This window comes from Streptomyces sp. NPDC031132, assembly GCF_055570595.1.
The window spans coordinates 47,645-64,609 of record NZ_JBVIGX010000023.1 but is presented as its reverse complement, the minus strand read 5'-3'; the positions used below and the strand labels follow the sequence as shown (position 1 = coordinate 64,609).

16 protein-coding genes are annotated in these 16,965 nt (G+C 69.2%); 6 read left to right on the top strand and 10 right to left on the bottom strand.

The genetic code is table 11. The features are described from left to right. Nucleotides 1–30 precede the first annotated feature (30 nt). Nucleotides 31–639: a 3'-5' exonuclease gene (locus ACZ49B_RS27590; RefSeq protein ID WP_468311021.1), complete on the top strand. Its 609-nt coding sequence runs from the start codon at nucleotides 31–33 to the stop codon at nucleotides 637–639. Nucleotides 640–744: 105 nt separating this feature from the next. On the opposite strand, the gene ACZ49B_RS27585 is transcribed toward ACZ49B_RS27590, so the two are convergent. The 7 genes from ACZ49B_RS27585 to ACZ49B_RS27555 form a co-directional block, all read right to left on the bottom strand. Then, nucleotides 745–2,130, bottom strand: coding sequence for a nucleobase:cation symporter-2 family protein (locus tag ACZ49B_RS27585; RefSeq protein WP_468311019.1), 1,386 nt, complete (start codon nucleotides 2,128–2,130; stop codon nucleotides 745–747). Nucleotides 2,131–2,396: 266 nt separating this feature from the next. Beyond that, entirely contained in the window at nucleotides 2,397–3,800 is a 1,404-nt protein-coding gene (locus ACZ49B_RS27580) for an 8-oxoguanine deaminase (protein WP_327361246.1), read from the bottom strand. A 190-nt stretch (nucleotides 3,801–3,990) separates the two neighbouring features. Beyond that, nucleotides 3,991–4,914 (bottom strand): factor-independent urate hydroxylase, encoded by a 924-nt coding sequence (gene pucL, locus ACZ49B_RS27575; RefSeq protein WP_254381168.1) that lies wholly within the window; start codon nucleotides 4,912–4,914, stop codon nucleotides 3,991–3,993. A gap of 1 nt (nucleotide 4,915) precedes the next feature. After that, nucleotides 4,916–5,305, bottom strand: coding sequence for a hydroxyisourate hydrolase (uraH, locus tag ACZ49B_RS27570; protein WP_468311016.1), 390 nt, complete (start codon nucleotides 5,303–5,305; stop codon nucleotides 4,916–4,918). 2 nt (nucleotides 5,306–5,307) lie between these two features. Continuing rightward, nucleotides 5,308–5,826, bottom strand: coding sequence for a 2-oxo-4-hydroxy-4-carboxy-5-ureidoimidazoline decarboxylase (uraD, locus tag ACZ49B_RS27565; protein ID WP_468311014.1), 519 nt, complete (start codon nucleotides 5,824–5,826; stop codon nucleotides 5,308–5,310). Between the two features lie 154 nt (nucleotides 5,827–5,980). Further along, nucleotides 5,981–6,364 carry a helix-turn-helix domain-containing protein gene (locus ACZ49B_RS27560; protein WP_468311012.1) on the bottom strand — a complete coding sequence of 128 codons (384 nt, stop codon included), beginning with the start codon at nucleotides 6,362–6,364 and terminating at the stop codon, nucleotides 5,981–5,983. Next, nucleotides 6,361–6,612, bottom strand: coding sequence for a thiamine-binding protein (locus tag ACZ49B_RS27555; protein WP_053785703.1), 252 nt, complete (start codon nucleotides 6,610–6,612; stop codon nucleotides 6,361–6,363). The genes ACZ49B_RS27560 and ACZ49B_RS27555 overlap by 4 nt, the downstream gene beginning before the upstream one ends. 126 nt (nucleotides 6,613–6,738) lie before the next feature. Between ACZ49B_RS27555 and ACZ49B_RS27550 the strand changes: the two genes are divergently transcribed. From ACZ49B_RS27550 to ACZ49B_RS27540, 3 genes are all read left to right on the top strand, one after another. Continuing rightward, nucleotides 6,739–7,572, top strand: coding sequence for a TIM barrel protein (locus tag ACZ49B_RS27550; RefSeq protein ID WP_468311010.1), 834 nt, complete (start codon nucleotides 6,739–6,741; stop codon nucleotides 7,570–7,572). A 75-nt stretch (nucleotides 7,573–7,647) separates the two neighbouring features. Continuing rightward, nucleotides 7,648–8,538, top strand: coding sequence for a 2-hydroxy-3-oxopropionate reductase (locus ACZ49B_RS27545; protein ID WP_468311008.1), 891 nt, complete (start codon nucleotides 7,648–7,650; stop codon nucleotides 8,536–8,538). A gap of 230 nt (nucleotides 8,539–8,768) precedes the next feature. Then, nucleotides 8,769–10,226, top strand: a complete 1,458-nt coding sequence (locus ACZ49B_RS27540) for a catalase (RefSeq protein ID WP_468311114.1) — start codon at nucleotides 8,769–8,771, stop codon at nucleotides 10,224–10,226. Nucleotides 10,227–10,719: 493 nt separating this feature from the next. On the opposite strand, the gene ACZ49B_RS27535 is transcribed toward ACZ49B_RS27540, so the two are convergent. Both ACZ49B_RS27535 and gcl read right to left on the bottom strand, forming a co-directional pair. After that, on the bottom strand, nucleotides 10,720–11,352 hold the full coding sequence (locus ACZ49B_RS27535) for an ATP-binding protein (RefSeq protein ID WP_468311007.1): 633 nt from the start codon (nucleotides 11,350–11,352) through the stop codon (nucleotides 10,720–10,722). 201 nt (nucleotides 11,353–11,553) lie between these two features. Next, nucleotides 11,554–13,341, bottom strand: coding sequence for a glyoxylate carboligase (gene gcl, locus ACZ49B_RS27530; protein WP_468311006.1), 1,788 nt, complete (start codon nucleotides 13,339–13,341; stop codon nucleotides 11,554–11,556). A 280-nt stretch (nucleotides 13,342–13,621) separates the two neighbouring features. On the opposite strand from gcl, the gene ACZ49B_RS27525 reads away from it, so the two are divergent. Together ACZ49B_RS27525 and ACZ49B_RS27520 are read left to right on the top strand one after the other, a co-directional pair. Next, the gene (locus ACZ49B_RS27525) at nucleotides 13,622–14,491 is read left to right on the top strand and encodes a hypothetical protein (RefSeq protein ID WP_468311004.1); all 870 of its coding nucleotides are present in this window, start codon (nucleotides 13,622–13,624) and stop codon (nucleotides 14,489–14,491) included. A 155-nt stretch (nucleotides 14,492–14,646) separates the two neighbouring features. Next, entirely contained in the window at nucleotides 14,647–15,135 is a 489-nt protein-coding gene (locus tag ACZ49B_RS27520; RefSeq protein WP_468311002.1) for a glutathione peroxidase, read from the top strand. A gap of 60 nt (nucleotides 15,136–15,195) precedes the next feature. Here the strand turns inward: ACZ49B_RS27520 and ACZ49B_RS27515 are convergent, their stop codons facing one another. Next, nucleotides 15,196–16,938, bottom strand: a complete 1,743-nt coding sequence (locus ACZ49B_RS27515; RefSeq protein ID WP_468311001.1) for an AMP-binding protein — start codon at nucleotides 16,936–16,938, stop codon at nucleotides 15,196–15,198. Nucleotides 16,939–16,965: the final 27 nt, after the last annotated feature.

Genomic DNA, 16,965 nt, shown 5'->3' with positions numbered 1-16,965 from the left:
GGAGCGGCGCGGGCTGGCATGATCCCGCTCATGCCAGCCCGTACCGCACGTCCCAGCCTCTACATCTCCGTCGACGTCGAGGCCGACGGCCCGATCCCCGGCCCGTACTCGATGATCAGCTTCGGGGCCGCCGTCGCGGGCCGCCAGGACGGCAGTTCGTATACGGCCGCCGACCCCGAGCAGCACACCTTCTACCGCGAACTCCGGCCGATCAGCGACGAGTACGTCCCCGAGGCGCTCGCCGTCAGCGGCCTCGACCGGGACCGGCTGGCCCGGGAGGGCGCCGAACCCGCGGCGGCCATGGCCGAGTTCCGAACCTGGGTGCGGGAAGTGTCCGTCGGGGCCCAGCCCGTGATGTGCGGCTACCCGGCCTCCTTCGACTGGACCTTCCTGTACTGGTACTTGATGCGGTTCGGCGGCGACAGCCCCTTCGGGCACTCCGGCTGCCTCGACATGAAGACGCTGTACGCGGCGAAGGCGCGGGTCCCGCTGCGCGCAGCCGTCAAGGGGCGGATGCCGAAGGAACTGCTCTCCCGCCGTCGGCACACCCACCACGCGCTCGACGACGCGATCGAGCAGGCCGAGCTGATGAGCAACCTGATGCTCTGGACGCCCCCGTCCCCCGGTACCGCCGGCTGACTCCCCCCGCCCGGGCGGGTGCGGAAAGACGTCCGGTGCGTACGCCACACCCGCAGTGGGTGGCGTACGCACCGGTCGTGGCAGGTCGGACCCGGTACGGGTCGGTCAGTGCACCGGTACGGGTTCCGGGGCGGCCGCCGCGGCCCGCCCGGCACCGAAGTGGTTGAAGGCCAGGTTGAGCGCGATGGCCACCACGCAGCCGGTGCTGATGCCCGAATCCAGGACGACCAGCAGGTCCTTCGGGAACGCGTGGTAGAAGTCCGGTGCCGCGATCGGGATCAGGCCGATGCCCACCGAGGCGGCGACGATCAGGGCGTTCTCGCCCTTCTCCATGGCCGCGCCCGCCAGGGTCTGGATCCCGCTGGCCGCGACCGAACCGAACAGGACGATGCCCGCGCCGCCGAGGACCGGCAGCGGGACCACTCCGATGACGGAGGCGGCGACCGGGCACAGGCCCAGCAGGATCAGGATGCCGCCGCCCGCGGCGACGACGAACCGGCTGCGCACCTTGGTCATCGCCACGAGCCCGATGTTCTGCGCGAAGGCGCTGCACATGAAGCCGTTGAACAGCGGGCTGAGCGCGCTGCCGAGGGTGTCGGCGCGCAGCCCGCCCTCGATGGTCTTCGCGTCCGCCGGGCGGCCGACGATCTTGCCCAGCGCCAGGATGTCGGCGGTGGACTCGGTCATGCAGACCAGCATGACGATGCACATGGAGACGATGGCGGCGGCCTGGAACTGCGGGGCGCCGAAGTGGAACGGGGTCGGGAAACCCACCAGGGAGGCGTTCCTGACGCTGTCGAAGCTGGTCATGCCGAGCGGGAGGGCGATCAGCGTTCCCGCGACCAGGCCGAGCAGGATCGAGATCTGCTGGAGGAAGCCGCGCAGGAACTTGCGCATCAGCAGGACGATCACGAGGGTGACGGCGGCCATGCCGATGTTCTTCATCGAGCCGTAGTCGGTCGCGGTGCGGTTGCCGCCCTGGGACCAGTTGAAGGCCACCGGCAGCAGGGACACGCCGATCAGGGTGATGACCGTACCGGTGACCACGGGCGGGAAGAAGCGGACGAGCTTCCCGAAGTACGGGGCGGCGAAGAAGCCGACGAGCCCGGCGACGATGATCGCGCCGAAGATGACGGGGACGGCGTCCGCGCCCTCACCCTTGCCTATGGCGATCATCGGGGTCACACCGGCGAACGAAACGCCGTTGACGAAGGGGAGTTTGGCGCCGATCTTCCAGAAACCGAGGGTCTGGAGGAGGGTGGCGAGGCCCGCGGTGAAGAGCGAGGCGCCCATCAGGAACGCGGTCTCGGTGGCGGAGAGTCCGACGGCAGGGCCGACGATCATGGGTGGGGCGACGACACCCGCGTACATGGCGGCCACGTGCTGGAGGCCGCTCGTGAACATTTTCAGCGGAGGGAGGGTCTCGTCGACCGGGTGCTTCTCCTCCGGTACTGCGACAGCATCTGTGCGAAACCTGGGCGTCTTGGCCACGGCTTCCTCCGGTCGGGTAACACGTCGGCAGGGACGTGGGTGTCATGGAGGTGGTGCGAAAGCTGTGCGAGTCGATCTCTTGTTCAGTTGCGTGAAGGCATGCAGAAACGATTCGCCCGAGTCGTTTCCAGAAGCAGTGGCACGAGTCACCGCCCCGGGAGCACCCTCGGAAACCTCGGGCGCTTCCCGGGAACGGCTGCCGCGGACCCCGCTCGGGTCCGCGACCGCCGGCCGGGGGCCGTCCCCCCCGGCCGGACTCCGTGGGATCAGCCCTGCGCGGAGATCCGCGCGAGGCGCTGGGCCTCTTCCCGGGTGGACACCGCGATGGCGTCCTCGTCGGCGAAGAGCAGTCGGTTGTTCTCGACGATCTGCTTGCCGTTGACCAGGGAGAGGGTGACCGGGGCGGCCGCACCGAAGACCAGCGCGGTGACCGGGTCGGCGATGGACGAGTGGGCCAGGGTGCTCAGGTTCCACATCACCAGGTCGGCGCACTTGCCGACCTCGAGCGAGCCGATGTTGTCGGCGCGGCCGAGGACCTGGGCGCCGCCGTACGTACCGAGGCGCAGCGCCTGGCGCGCGTTGAGGGCGGCCTCGCGGTGGACCGGGTTCAGCCGGTTGATCAGCAGCGCGTTGCGCAGCTCGGTGTGCAGCTCGCCGGACTCGTTCGAGGCGGTGCCGTCCACGCCGAGGCCGACCGGGACGCCGGCGGCGAGCATGTCCGGGACGCGGGCGATGCCGGCGGCCAGACGGGCGTTGGAGGACGGGCAGTGCGCGACGCCGGTCTTGGTGCGGGCGAACGCGGCGATGTCGGAGTCGTTCATGTGGACGCTGTGCGCCATCCACACGTCCTCGCCGAGCCAGCCGGTCGACTCGAAGTAGTCGGTCGGGCCCATGCCGAACAGTTCCTTGCAGAACTGCTCTTCCTCGACGGTCTCGCTGCCGTGCGTGTGCATGCGCACACCGAGGCGGCGGGCCAGCTCGGCGCCCTGCTTCAGCAGCTCGGTGGAGACCGAGAAGGGCGAGCAGGGGGCGACGGCGACCTGGGTCATCGCGTCGAAGGAGTAGTCGTGGTGCTTCTTGACGGTCGCCTCGGTGTCGGCGAGCGCACCCTCGAGGGTCTCGACGGCGTGGTCCGGGGGCAGGCCGCCGTCCTTCTTGCTGCGGTCCATGGAGCCGCGGGCAAGGGTGAAGCGGACGCCCATCTCGGACGCGGCGCGGATGATCGCGCCGGAGAGGTCGCCGGAGCCCTTGGGGTAGACGTAGTGGTGGTCCATGGCGGTGGTGACGCCGCCCTTGGCCATCATCGCCAGGGAGCCCTGGGCGGCCGTGTAGGCCATCTGCTCGTCGATGCGCGCCCACGTCGGGTACAGCGCGACGAGCCAGTTGAAGAGGTTGTGGTCGGTGGCCAGACCGCGGGTGATCCACTGGTAGAAGTGGTGGTGCGTGTTGACCAGGCCCGGGGTGACGAGGTGACCCGTGCCGTCGATGCGGCGGACCACATTGTCGAGGTTCTCGGGGGCTTTGCCCGCACCGATGGACTCGATCTTGTTGCCGGCGACGACAACGTGGCCCGATGCGTACTCGGTGTCGTTCGCGTCGACGGTCGCAATCGCACAGTTCTCGATGACGATGCGCTCTACGGCGCCGTCATGCGCTGCCGATGCTGCCATGGGACTTCCTCGTGCTTTCAGTGGCGGTGCGGGCACGGCAGGGCCCAGGGGATTTGAGTGCCGGAGCCTGGGACCTCGACAGCTGACAGTACTGCCGTCCCGCGTGGTGCGTCCGGGTGCCGATTCAGGAAGTTGAAGCGTGTCGCGCCGTCCCGGGGCCACTGCGGAGCCCCGGGACGCGCGTGCCGTGTCAGAGGTTGGTCATGTCCACGGGGATGCGGGCGTCAACGCCGTCCCGCAGGACCGTGGCCTCGATCAGACCGTACGGGCGGTCCGCGGCGAAGTAGACCTCGTTGTCGTTCTTGAGGCCGAAGGGCTCCAGGTCGACGAGGAAGTGGTGCTTGTTCGGGAGCGAGAAGCGGACCTCGTCGATCTCCGAACGGTGGTTGATGATGCGCGAACCCATCTGGTACAGGGTCTGCTGCAGCGAGAGGGAGTAGGTCTCCGCGAAGGCCTGGAGCATGTGCTTCCTGGTCTCGGCGTAGGACTTCTCCCAGTTGGGCATCCGCTGGTCGTCGTCCGACCAGCTGAAGCGCCAACGGGCCGACACCTGGGTGGCGAGGATGCGGTCGTACGCTTCCTTCAGGGTCGTGTACTTGTCCTTCACGTAACCCCAGAACTCGGAGTTCGTGGAGTTCATGACGACGAGGTCCTTGAGGCCGGAGATGACCTCCCAGTTCTTGCCGTCGTACGTGATCTGGGTGACGCGGGTCTCGCCGCCGTTACGGACGAAGGAGTGGTTCACCTCGTCGGAGCCGATGAACTTGGAGTTGGCGTCCGAGGTGGCGATCCGGGACCAGGAGTACTCCTCGATCCGGATGCGCGCCTTCTGGATCGGCTCCTGGCTGTTCACGAACCAGCGCGCCAGGTGGATGCCGAACTGCTCGGCGGACTCGATGCCGTACTCCTTGGCGAACGCGTACACCGTGTTCTTGGTGGTGTCCGTCGGAAGGACGTTGGCGTTCGAGCCGGAGTAGTGCACATCGTCCATGTCCCCGGAGAGGGCGACCGAGACGTTCAGGTCCTTGATGTGGTGGGTGTCGCCGTCCCGCGTGATCTTGACGACGCGGTTCTCTGCCTTGCCGTACTGGTTCTGGCCCAGAATCGTGGCCATGCTAGCTCCCTCGGTAAACGGAGTAGCCGAACGGGTTGAGCAGCAGCGGTACGTGGTAATGCTCGCCCGGGTTCACCGCGAAGGTGATGGTGACCTCGGGGAAGAACGCACCGCTGTCCCTTACGCGGGGGGCGTCCTGCTGCGCCTCGGCTTGCTTCTTCTCGAAGTACGTCTCGGTCTCGAAGTCGAGACGTACGTGGGTGGTGCCCTCCGGCAGCGCCGGCAGGTCCTTGCAGCGCCCGTCCGCATCGGTGGCGGAGCCGCCCAGGGCCGCCCACTCGCCGCCCGGACCCGTACGGGCCGACAGGGAGATGGCGACGCCCTCGGCGGGCTTGCCGATGCTGGTGTCCAGGATGTGCGTGGACACCGACGCGGTGGTTGCGGTGCTCATGCTCACGCTCCTTCTTCTGCGAGTTCGACGAGGCGGGTCAGGCGGATCTTGTTGATCTTGACGAGCTCGCCGCGGGCGATTTCCCGCTCCTGCTCCGGCGAGTTCTCGATCCGGACCTTGACCGCGTCCCGCATGAACGCACCGGTCGCACCGGTGGCGCAGATGAGGAAGACGTGGCCGAACTTCTCCTGGTACGCCAGGTTCAGTTCGAGGAGCTCGTTCTTGAGCTCTTCCGAGGCGCCGGCCATGCCGCGCTGCTCGCGGGCGGAGGTCGGGTCTCCCGGCTTCGGCCGGCCGATCGGCGCGTGGCCTGCCATCGCCTCGGCCAGGTCCTCGGCGGTGAGCTCGGCCATGGCGGCCTCGTTCGCGGAGAACAGGGAGTCGGCGGTGGCGAAGGGGCGCTGGGCGAGCAGCTTGCTCCCCCATGCCGAACTGGCGCACACCTCGTGCAGCTCGGCCGTGGCCGCGCTGTCGTCCAAGGCGTTGAACCGGGTGAGACCCGGGGTCGGACTCGAAGTCACGGTAGGCCTCCGTGGCCTGTTGTTGCTTTGACGGGCTGCGCATAGCTAACGCCCTCGACAACACGGCGTCAACACTTTGTTGAAACTTCCCGTACACAAAAGCCGCCGCCCGGATGAATGGGGCGGCGGCTCGTCACAGTGGGTCAAACAGGCTTCACGCCTTGCTGTTTTTGTTGGGGTTTTCCCTGTTCAGATAGTTGTAGACCGTGAAGCGGCTTACGCCCAGGGCGCCCGCGACCGTCTCCACGCCGTGCCGGACGGAGAAGGCGCCGCGCGCCTCCAGTATCCGGACGATGTCCTGCTTGGACTTCCGGTCGAGCTGTGACAACGGTACGCCGTGCCGGCGTTCCAGCGCCGCCAGGATGTGGTCCAGCGAGTCGGACAGCTGGGGCAGGCGTACGGCCAGCAGGTCCTGGCCCTCCCAGCTGAGCACGACGTCGTCGGGCAGGGCCTGGGCCGGATCCATCAGCTCGCCGCCCATCGCGTCGACCAGCGGCTTGACCGCGGTGACGAACGGGTGGTCGCGGGGCTCGGTCATGGGGTGTCCTCCCCGATCACGTTGACCTGGAGCGAGACGCGCGTGGCCCCGGACTCCAGCGAGTCGCGCAGCAGCGCGGCCACCGCGGCCAGCACCTCGTCGGCGTCACCCTCGGCGGTGTTGCCGAACGGGCCGACGTCCACCGCGTCCAGCTGGGCCTTCTGGATGACCTCGCGAGCGGCCACGGCATGGGCAGGGGCCTCTTCGAGATCGAAGGGCTCGGTCGTGAACTCCACTCTCAATCGCACGCTGGTCAAGCTACCTCCCGGTCACGATTTTCCGGCAGTCCGCACTTGACATCTACGACAAGCCCGATGCAGTCTTCCATCAAGCAGAAACTAACTTCCGCAATACGGAAGGAGCGCACACCCCTCATGGGATACACGGACCAGCGCTTCGATGTGAACCTTTCGATCCTCTTCACGGAACTCCCGCTCCTGGAGCGTCCCGCGGCTGCCGCCGCGGCGGGCTTCACGGCGGTCGAGCTGTGGTGGCCCTGGATCGAGACCCCCACCCCCGCTCAGACGGAGCTCGACGCCCTCAAGAAGGCTCTTGAGGACGCCGGCACCCAGCTGGTGGGCCTGAACTTCTACGCCGGCCAGCTGCCGGGCCCGGACCGCGGTGCGGTCTCGGTACCCGGTGAGGAGTCGGACCGCTTCAACGCCAACATCAACGTGGCTGCGGACTTCGCCGCCTCGGTCGGCTGCAAGGCGCTGAACGCCCTCTACGGCAACCGGGTGGAGGGTGTGGACCCGGCCGTCCAGGACGAGCTCGCCCTGAAGAACCTGGTCGTGGCGGCCCAGGCCGCGGACCGCGTCGGCGCGATCCTCCTGATCGAGACCCTCAACAAGCCCGAGTCGCCGCTCTACCCGCTGGTGAGCGCCCCGGCCGGCATCGAGGTCGTGGACAAGGTGAACGAGGCCACCGGCCTCGGGAACGCCAAGTTCCTGCTCGACCTGTACCACCTGGCGATGAACGACGAGGACCTCTCCGAGGTCATCGAAAAGTACGCCGCCAAGACCGGGCACGTCCAGATCGCGGACAAGCCGGGACGCGGTGCCCCCGGCACCGGCGAGCTGCCCCTCGAGGAGCTGCTCGACCAGCTGAAGAAGGCCGGATACGAGGGCTACGTAGGCCTGGAGTACAAGGCCGCCGACGCTGCCGCCTCCTTCGCGTGGCTGCCGGCCGAGGCCCGCGCCGCCCAGTAGGCGGACAAAGTCCAGGCGATCAGCCAGGCACGTCACGCACTTTTCGTACAAAGCATTAAGAGAAGGATCCTCGTCATGAGCAACCTCCCCAAGATTGCCTGGATCGGCCTCGGAATCATGGGCTCCCCCATGGCCGAGAACCTCCTGAAGGCCGGCTACTCGGTCACCGGCTTCACGCTGGAGCAGGACAAGCTGGACCGCCTGGCCGCCGCCGGCGGCGCCGCCGCCGGCTCGATCGCCGAGGCCGTCAAGGACGCCGACGTCATCATCACGATGGTGCCCGCCTCCCCGCAGGTCGAGGCCATCTCCTACGGCGAGAACGGCATCCTCGAGAACGCCAAGTCCGGCGCGCTGATCATCGACATGTCGTCGATCACCCCGCAGACCTCCATCGACCTGGCGAAGAACGCCGCCGAGAAGGGCATCCGCGTCATCGACGCCCCGGTGTCCGGCGGCGAGGCCGGCGCCATCGAGGCCGTCCTGTCGATCATGGTGGGTGGCGAGCAGGCCGACTTCGACGAGGCCCTGCCGGTCCTCGAGGCCCTCGGCAAGGTCATCGTCCTGTGCGGTCCGCACGGCTCCGGCCAGACGGTGAAGGCCGCCAACCAGCTCATCGTCGCGGTGAACATCCAGGCGTGCGCCGAGGCCGTCGTCTTCCTCGAGAAGTCCGGCGTGAACCTCGAGGCGGCCCTGGACGTCCTCAACGGCGGTCTGGCCGGCTCCACGGTCCTGACCCGCAAGAAGGACAACTTCCTGAACCGCGACTTCAAGCCCGGTTTCCGGATCGACCTGCACCACAAGGACATGGGCATCGTCACCGACGCCGCCCGCAACGTCGGTGCGGCCCTGCCGGTCGGCGCGGTCGTCGCCCAGTTGGTCGCCTCGCTGCGCGCCCAGGGTGACGGCGGCCTGGACCACTCGGCCCTGCTGCGCGCCGTCGAGCGCCTCTCCGGCGCCCAGATCTGAGCCCGCGGCCCGCTCGCCGGGCCGCCGCTCCTCCCCCCTCGGGGGGCCTGAGTTTCCGGATGGTGCCGGTGCTGACACCTGTCCTGTCGCGCCCAAGCGCCGGCACCGTCCGGATCACCTCTCTCCATCTTTGTTCAACAAACTGTTGACGCTGCGTTCGGCCTGAAATTAGGCTGTTCCGTATGACGGAAGACGCTTTCCGTCAGCAGGTTCCCGTACGGAAGGTCACCATGTCGAAGCGCACGCTGACGACCGAGTCCGGCGCCCCGGTCGCCGACAACCAGAACTCCGCCACCGCCGGCGTCGGTGGCCCGCTGCTGATCCAGGACCAGCAGCTGCTCGAGAAGCTTGCCCGCTTCAACCGTGAGCGCATACCGGAGCGCGTGGTGCACGCCCGCGGCTCGGCCGCGTACGGCCACTTCGAGGTGACCGACGACGTCACCGCGTACACGAGCGCCGCGTTCCTGAACACGGTCGGCAAGAAGACCGAGACCTTCCTGCGGTTCTCCACCGTGGCCGACTCGCTGGGTGGCGCGGACGCGGTCCGCGACCCGCGCGGCTTCGCGCTGAAGTTCTACACCGAAGAGGGCAACTACGACCTCGTCGGCAACAACACCCCGGTGTTCTTCATCAAGGACCCGATCAAGTTCCCCGACTTCATCCACTCCCAGAAGCGCGACCCCTTCACGGGCAAGCAGGAGCCGGACAACGTCTGGGACTTCTGGGCGCACGCCCCCGAGGCGACGCACCAGATCACCTGGCTGATGGGTGACCGCGGCATCCCCGCCTCGTACCGTCACATGAACGGCTACGGCTCGCACACGTACCAGTGGACGAACGCGCAGGGCGAGGCCTTCTTCGTCAAGTACCACTTCAAGACGAACCAGGGCATCCGCTGCCTGTCGGGCGAGCAGGCCGCCGAGCTCGTCGGCAAGGACGCGAACTCGCACCAGACCGACCTGCTCCAGGCGATCGAGCGCGGTGTGAACCCGAGCTGGACCCTCTACGTCCAGATCATGCCGGCCGCCGAGGCCGCGGACTACCGCTTCAACCCGTTCGACCTCACCAAGGTGTGGCCGCACAGCGACTACCCGCTGCAGCGCGTGGGCCGCCTGGTCCTCGACCGCAACCCGGACAACGTCTTCGCCGAGGTCGAGCAGTCCGCGTTCTCCCCGAACAACTTCGTCCCGGGCATCACCGCCTCGCCGGACAAGATGCTCCAGGGCCGCCTCTTCGCGTACGCCGACGCCCAGCGCTACCGCCTCGGTGTGAACCACACCGTGCTGCCGGTCAACGCCCCGAAGGCGACGAAGGCCGAGAACTACGGCCGCGACGGTGTCATGGCGCTGCGCAACGGCTCGCGCCACGACAAGAACTACGAGCCCAACTCGTACCAGGGCCCGGCCGAGACCGGTCTGGCGCTCGGCGCCCCGAAGGCCGTCTCCGGCTACACGGGCACCCACGAGGCCCCGGCCCACACCAAGGACGACGACTTCTTCCAGGCCGGTGAGCTCTACCGCCTGATGTCGGAGGCCGAGAAGCAGCGTCTGGTGGCGAACATCGCCGGCGGCCTGTCTCAGGTCACCCTCGAGGACGTCATCGAGAAGAACCTGGCTCACTTCCACGCCGCCGACGCCGACTACGGCAAGCGCGTCGAGGAGGCCGTCCGCGCCCTGCGCGACGCCTGAGCCGAACAAGCTGCACCGGGGACCTGGCGGGAGGTCAGGTCCCGGGTGCCGAGCCCGAACCGCGGACCCGGATGAGGGGTGGTACGCGGTAAGGGCCGGACGAGGACCGCGACGGGCGTGTGAGCCAGTGCGGTGGTAATGGGTGCCGAGGCCCGTCTCTTGACCTGAGGGAGACGAAGCCGAAGCTCTCGTCACCGCCCGTCGCGGTCCCAGCCACTCCTTGTATAGAGGGGCCACGCACAGAGCCCCCTGTGTATGGGGACAACCTCCCCAACAACTCCGCCCGGCGGTGCGAACGACCTCTTCTGGACGCCGTCCTCGCACCGCTGCGCGGGCATCGGGCCGGCTGCGCCGGCCTCCGGCCGTCGGGCTCTGTCCGAGGCCACCTCAACTCCGCCCGGCGGTGCGAATGTCCTGTCGCGCCAGCCTCGCACCGTCGGGCGGTCACACCCAAAGCGCCGAGTCACGGACGGTCCCGTGACTCGGCGCTTTGTCATGCGCGGTGGTCGATGACCTGGACGGACAGGTGCGGCCAGTGCGTGGTGAGCACGGCCAGTTCGTCCGAGGCGGGTCCGGTCGCTGCGCGCAGGGCTTCGGCGGGGCTGAAGTGGACGGTCGTACCGGTGGTACCGGTACTGCCGTCGTCGGCGATCGGCATCAGGTCGGTCGTGGGAACGCCGTGCTCGTAGCGCTGGAACCAGGCTCCGCCCGCGCGGCGGTTGGTGTGGACGAGCCACTCGCTGAGCGCCGCGACGACGGACATGCCGCGCCGTGGGTCTCCGTCGGGCAAGATCTGCGCGTCGGGGTGATCGAAGAACCGCAGGTCTTTCGTCGCCATGATCGGCTTCCTCACCGGCCGACCGTGCTCGTCGAACCGGGTGTCGGTGCCCCGGCCCCCGTCCGCCACGGACACCGAGTCGTCGGCGTGGAGCGTGACCGTACAACGTCCCCCGCCGGTGTACTGCGCCTCGTCGGCCGCGTACGCGACGACTTCGAGGATCAGGTGCGGAAGCCCTCCGGGGGCGAACACGGCCTGGTTCTCCCGGATGTGGGCCAGGTGGCCGGCGTCCACGGAACCTGCCCAGTCGTGCGTCGTACTGCGCCACGAGGCCCTTGATCTGTCCATCGGAGCAGTATGCCGAAGCCCTGCGTCGGGAGCTGCGCCGTGAGGCGGCCGCGTTGGCGGCCGGCCCTGCCGCTGCGCCGCTCGCCTCGGCATGGAGGTCTGATCGGCGGGCCGGCTTCGTCGGGCATGCAGAACGGCCCCCGTTCCTCCTGGTGGAGGGACGGGGGCCGTAACGTGCAGCCGTTACTGTCGGCTTGGGCCTCAGACCGACAGCGGGCGGATCGCGGTCGGGGCGTGGCCCGGCTCGGTCGCGAGCTCCTCGAACTCGGTGACGTCGCTCATGTCGACCGTCTTGCTCATCGAGATGTTGGTGACGCGCTCCAGGATGGCCTCGACGACCACCGGGACGCTGTACTCGGCGGCCAGCTTCTTGGCCTCCTCGAAGGCGGCGCCCAGCTCGTTCGGGTCGGTGACGCGAATCGCCTTGCAGCCGAGACCCTCGACGACCTTGACGTGGTCGACGCCGTAGACACCCAGCTCCGGGGCGTTGATGTTCTCGAACTCCAGGTTGACCTCGAAGTTGATGCCGAGGCCCCCCTGCGCCTGACGGATCAGGCCGAGGTAGGCGTTGTTCACCAGGACGTGGACGTACGGGATCTTGTGCTGCGCACCGACCGCCAGCTCCTCCAGCATGAACTGGAAGTCGTAGTCGCCGGAGAGGGCGACGACGGGGGTCTGCGGGTCGGCGGTGGCGACACCCAGCGCGGCCGGGATGGTCCAGCCGAGCGGGCCGGCCTGGCCGCAGTTGATCCAGTGGCGCGGCTTGAAGACGTGCAGCATCTGCGCGCCGGCGATCTGGGAGAGGCCGATGGTGGTGACGTAGCGCGTCTCCGGGCCGAAGGCCTTGTTCATCTCCTCGTAGACGCGCTGCGGCTTCATGGGGATGTTGTCGAAGTGCGTACGGCGCTGCAGCGTGGCCTTGCGCTCCAGGTGGGAGGCGACCCAGGCGCTGAAGTCGGGCAGCTTGCCCTCGGCCTTGAGCTCCTTGGCGACCTCGATGAAGATCTCCAGCGCGGCCTTGGCGTCGGAGGCGATGCCGAGGTCCGGGGCGAAGATCTTGCCGATCTGGGTGGGCTCGATGTCGACGTGGACGAACTTGCGGTCGCCCAGGTACGCGTCCAGGTTGTAACCGGTGTGACGGTTGGCCCAGCGGTTGCCGATGCCGAGGACGAAGTCCGACTCGAGGAACGTCGCGTTGCCGTAGCGGTGCGAGGTCTGGACACCGACCATGCCGGCGGCGAGCTCGTGGTCGTCGGGGATGACGCCCCAGCCCATGAGGGTGGAGATGACCGGGACGCCGGTCAGCTCGGCGAACTCGACCAGCAGGTCGGAGGCGTCGGCGTTGATGATGCCGCCACCGGCGACGATCAGCGGACGCTCGGACTCCAGCAGGAACTGGATGGCCTTCTCGGCCTGCTTCCGCGTGGCGGCCGGCTTGTGCACGGGCAGCGGCTCGTACAGGTCGGGGTCGAACTCGATCTCGGTCAGCTGGACGTCGATCGGGAGGTCGATCAGGACCGGGCCCGGACGGCCGGAGCGCATCAGGTAGAACGCCTGCTGGAAGACGCCGGGGACCTGGGCGGCCTCGAGGACCGTGGTCGCGGCCTTGGTGACCGGCTTGGCGATCGAGGCGATGTCGACGGCCTGGAAGTCCTCCTTGTGGAGCTTCGCGACCGGAGCCTGACCGGTGATGCACAGGATCGGGATGGAGTCCGCGATGGCCGAGTACAGGCCGGTGATCATGTCGGTGCCGGCGGGGCCGGACGTACCGATGCAGACACCGATGTTGCCCGGGTGGGTACGGGTGTAGCCCTCGGCCATGTGCGAGGCGCCCTCGACGTGGCGGGCGAGGGTGTGGTTGATGCCACCCACGTTCTTGAGCTCGCGGTAGAACGGGTTGATCGCAGCGCCGGGCACGCCGAACGCTTGCGAAACGCCCTCGCGCTTGAGGATCTCCACTGCAGCGGCGGCGGCTGTCATACGAGGCATCGAGTTCTCCTGCGGGTCTGGCGGTCAGACTGCTTCCCGGGGCGTTTCCACAATCCGGAAGTTTTGTTCTGCTATACGGAACAAGCTAAGCGGCCAGTCCCCGCACGTCAAGAAGCTTCAGGACCCCGGAACACACCAAATGCCGCGTCTCGCGCAAGCGAGTTGTACGAACCACCGGGACGCGGCCGAATCTGGGGGGAAAATCGAGGGCATGCTCGCCCGTCGGTGGCAGGTGGTGGAGCATGGACCTACGCACAGCGACGGAGGGGGCCCAGCACTCATGGCGGAAGCGGTACCGGTGCGCTGCCCGGCATGCCTGCGCGAGAACGGCTACGCCGCCCCCGTCTTCCCCTGCGCCTGCGGAAGCCCGGTCATCCCGCCCCTGGACCTCGCGGCGCCGCCCGTGCCGCTGACGCACCGCACCTGGTCGGACGCCTGGGTGGCGGTGCGGTGCACGGCCTGCGGGCGGGTGAGCGAGTGGCCGCACCCCGAGCTGGGATGCGCCTCGTGCGGGACGGTGGTGCGGGTTCCGGTGCATCCGGTGGAGCCCGAGAGGGGGACGGGGCCGGGGATCGGGCCCGGGACCGGTGTACGGGACGGGCTGCCTCCGCGTCCCGGCGTACACGGGCCGGCGCCGCGGGAGGCGGATCCCGGGCGGCCGGGCGCGCCTGGCCGGGGCGGGTCGGCCGGGGGCCTCGGATCCTCCGGCGCGGCCGGCACGTCCGGACCGGCCCCCGGGCAGCCTGCGGCGGCGCCCGTGCCGCGGCCGGCGTTCCGCCCGGTGACCATCCGTACCGCCCGGGACGCGGTGGCCACGGCCGCGCTGTACCTGCGGTGGCTCGGCTTCCAGGACGTCCGGCAGCCCGACGGCCGGCCCATCCCCTCGGCGGCCGTGGACCTGCGGGCCCCCGGGCTGGTGGCACAGGTGGACCCGACCACCGCACCGGCCGGGCTGCGGGCCGTGGAGTGCGTCTGGCTGAACGGACTGACGGCCTCCGCCACCAGCGTCTACTTCGCGCTCGCCGGATATACGGAGGACGCCCGCTCCCGCGCGGACGACCTCGGGATACCGCTGTTCGTCATGGACCTCACGGGCATGCCGCAGCCGGTCAACGACACGGCGGAGCGGCTGGTGGGCGCGGGGGCGTAGCCGGGGGCCTCTTGCCGATCAGGCCGCCCCGGGCAGGACGTAGGCTCGGAACACACATCCGTATCCGTTGGTTGCTTGCCTGCGTGCCCGCTCGCCTGCTTGTGTGCCGCTCGCCTGCCTGCGCGCCTGCCCCTGTCCCTGCCGAGGAGAGCCCGATGAGCCTGTACGACATCCCGCTGACCACCCTGTCCGACGAGCCCACCAGCCTGGCGGCCCACAAGGGCAAGGCGGTCCTGCTGGTGAACACCGCTTCGCAGTGCGGTCTCACCCCGCAGTACTCGGGACTGGCCCGGCTGCAGTTCAAGTACGAGGAGAAGGGCTTCACCGTCGTCGGTGTGCCCTGCAACCAGTTCGGCGAGCAGGAGCCCGGCAACGCCGAGGACATCGCGACCTTCTGCGCGGCAGGTTTCGGCGTGACGTTCCCGATGCTGGAGAAGACCGAGGTCAACGGCGAGAACCGGCACCCGCTGTACCAGGAGCTCGTGAAGACCCCGGACGCCGACGGCGAGGCGGGCGACATCCAGTGGAACTTCGAGAAGTTCCTGATCTCCCCGGCCGGCGAGGTCGTGGCGCGCTTCCGTCCGCGCACCGAGCCCGAGTCCCCCGAGGTCATCGCCGCGATCGAGGCGCAGCTGCCGGCTTAGGCCGTACGGGGGAGGGCCGACCGCACGGCCGGCCCGCCCCCCGCAGCGCCAGGACCGGAGTCAGCCGAGCTCGGCCTCGTCGTACTCCGCCCCCGAGCCGGCCGCGGTGAGCTCCCGGAGCTCCACCCGGCGGATCTTGCCGGACACGGTCTTGGGGAGCTCCGCGAACTCGATGCGGCGGATCCTCTTGTACGGGGACAGCACGGCACGGGAGTGCGCGAACAGCGCCCGCGCGGTCTCCGGCCCGGGCTCCCAGCCGGCGGCGAGCGCGATGTACGCCTTCGGCACGGCCAGCCGCAGCGGGTCGGGGGCCGGGACCACGGCGGCTTCGGCGACGGCCTCGTGCTCCAGCAGGGCGCTCTCCAGCTCGAACGGGCTGATCTTGTAGTCGGAGGCCTTGAAGACGTCGTCCGAGCGCCCCACGTAGGTGAGGTACCCGGCCTCGTCGCGCGAAGCGATGTCGCCGGTGCGGTACAGCCCGTCCGCCATGGCCTCGGCGGTGCGCTCGGGGTCGTCGCGGTAGCCCGTCATCACCCCGGCGGGGCGGGTGCGCAGGTCCACGCAGAGTTCGCCCTCGTCGGGGGACTCCTTGCCGGTGACGGGGTCGAGCAGCACGATCTCGTACCCGGGCGCCGGGCGCCCCATCGACCCGGGCTTGACGGGGACCCCCGGGAAGTTGCCGACCTGGAGGGTGGTCTCGGTCTGGCCGAAGCCGTCGCGGATGGTGACGCCCCAGGCCTCGCGGACCTTCTCGATGACCTCGGGGTTGAGCGGCTCGCCCGCGGCGACGGCCTCGCGCGGAGGGGTGCGGAGCTTGGTGAGGTCGGACTGGATCAGCATCCGCCATACGGTGGGCGGGGCGCAGAAGGTGGTCACGCCGTGCCGGTCCATTTCGGCCATCAGCCGCTCGGCGTCGAAGCGGGTGTAGTTGTGGACGAAGACGGTGGCGCCGGCGTTCCACGGGGCGAAGAGGTTGGACCAGGCGTGCTTGGCCCAGCCGGGCGAGGCGATGTTCAGGTGCACGTCGCCGGGGCGCAGCCCGAGCCAGTACATGGTGGACAGGTGCCCGATGGGGTACGAGGCGTGCGTGTGCTCGACGAGCTTGGGGCGGGCGGTGGTCCCGGAGGTGAAGTACAGCATCAGCGGGTCGGTCGCCAGGGTCTCGCCGTCCGGGCGGAAGTGGCTGTCGGCCGCGTACATGTCCTCGAGCCGGCGCCATCCCGTGGGTACGTCGGCTCCGGCGGCGATCCGGGTGTAGGTGCCGGGGACCTCGTCGAACTTGCCGGCGTCCTCGGCGCGGACGATGACGTGCCGTACGTGACCGCGCTCGATCCGGTCGCGCAGGTCCGCCGCGCCGAGCAGCGGGGTGGCGGGGATGACGACGGCGCGCAGCTTCATCGCGCCGAGCATCACCTCCCACAGCTCGCGCTGGTTGCCGAGCATGACCAGGACCCGGTCGCCGGCCGCGACCCCCTGGTCCCGCAGCCAGTTGGCGGCGGAGTCGGACCGTACGGCCAGCTCCCCGAAGGAGACGGACCTGCTGGTGCCGTCCTCCTCGACGATGCACAGGGCGTCGGCGCCGTTGCCGGTGGCGATGTGGTCGAACCAGTCCAGGGCCCAGTTGAAGCGCTCGGGCCGGGGCCAGGTGAATCCGGCGTGGGCGGCTTCGTAGTCCCCGCGGCGTTCGAGCAGGAAGTCGCGTGCGGCCAGGAACGCGGCGGTGGCGTCGCTGTTGGTGTGGCCGGCCTCGGCGTTTTCAGCGTTCTCGGCGTTCGGGGCGTTCTCGGGGCTGTTGTGCGTCATGGGAGGCATCGTGCCGTGCCTGCCGTA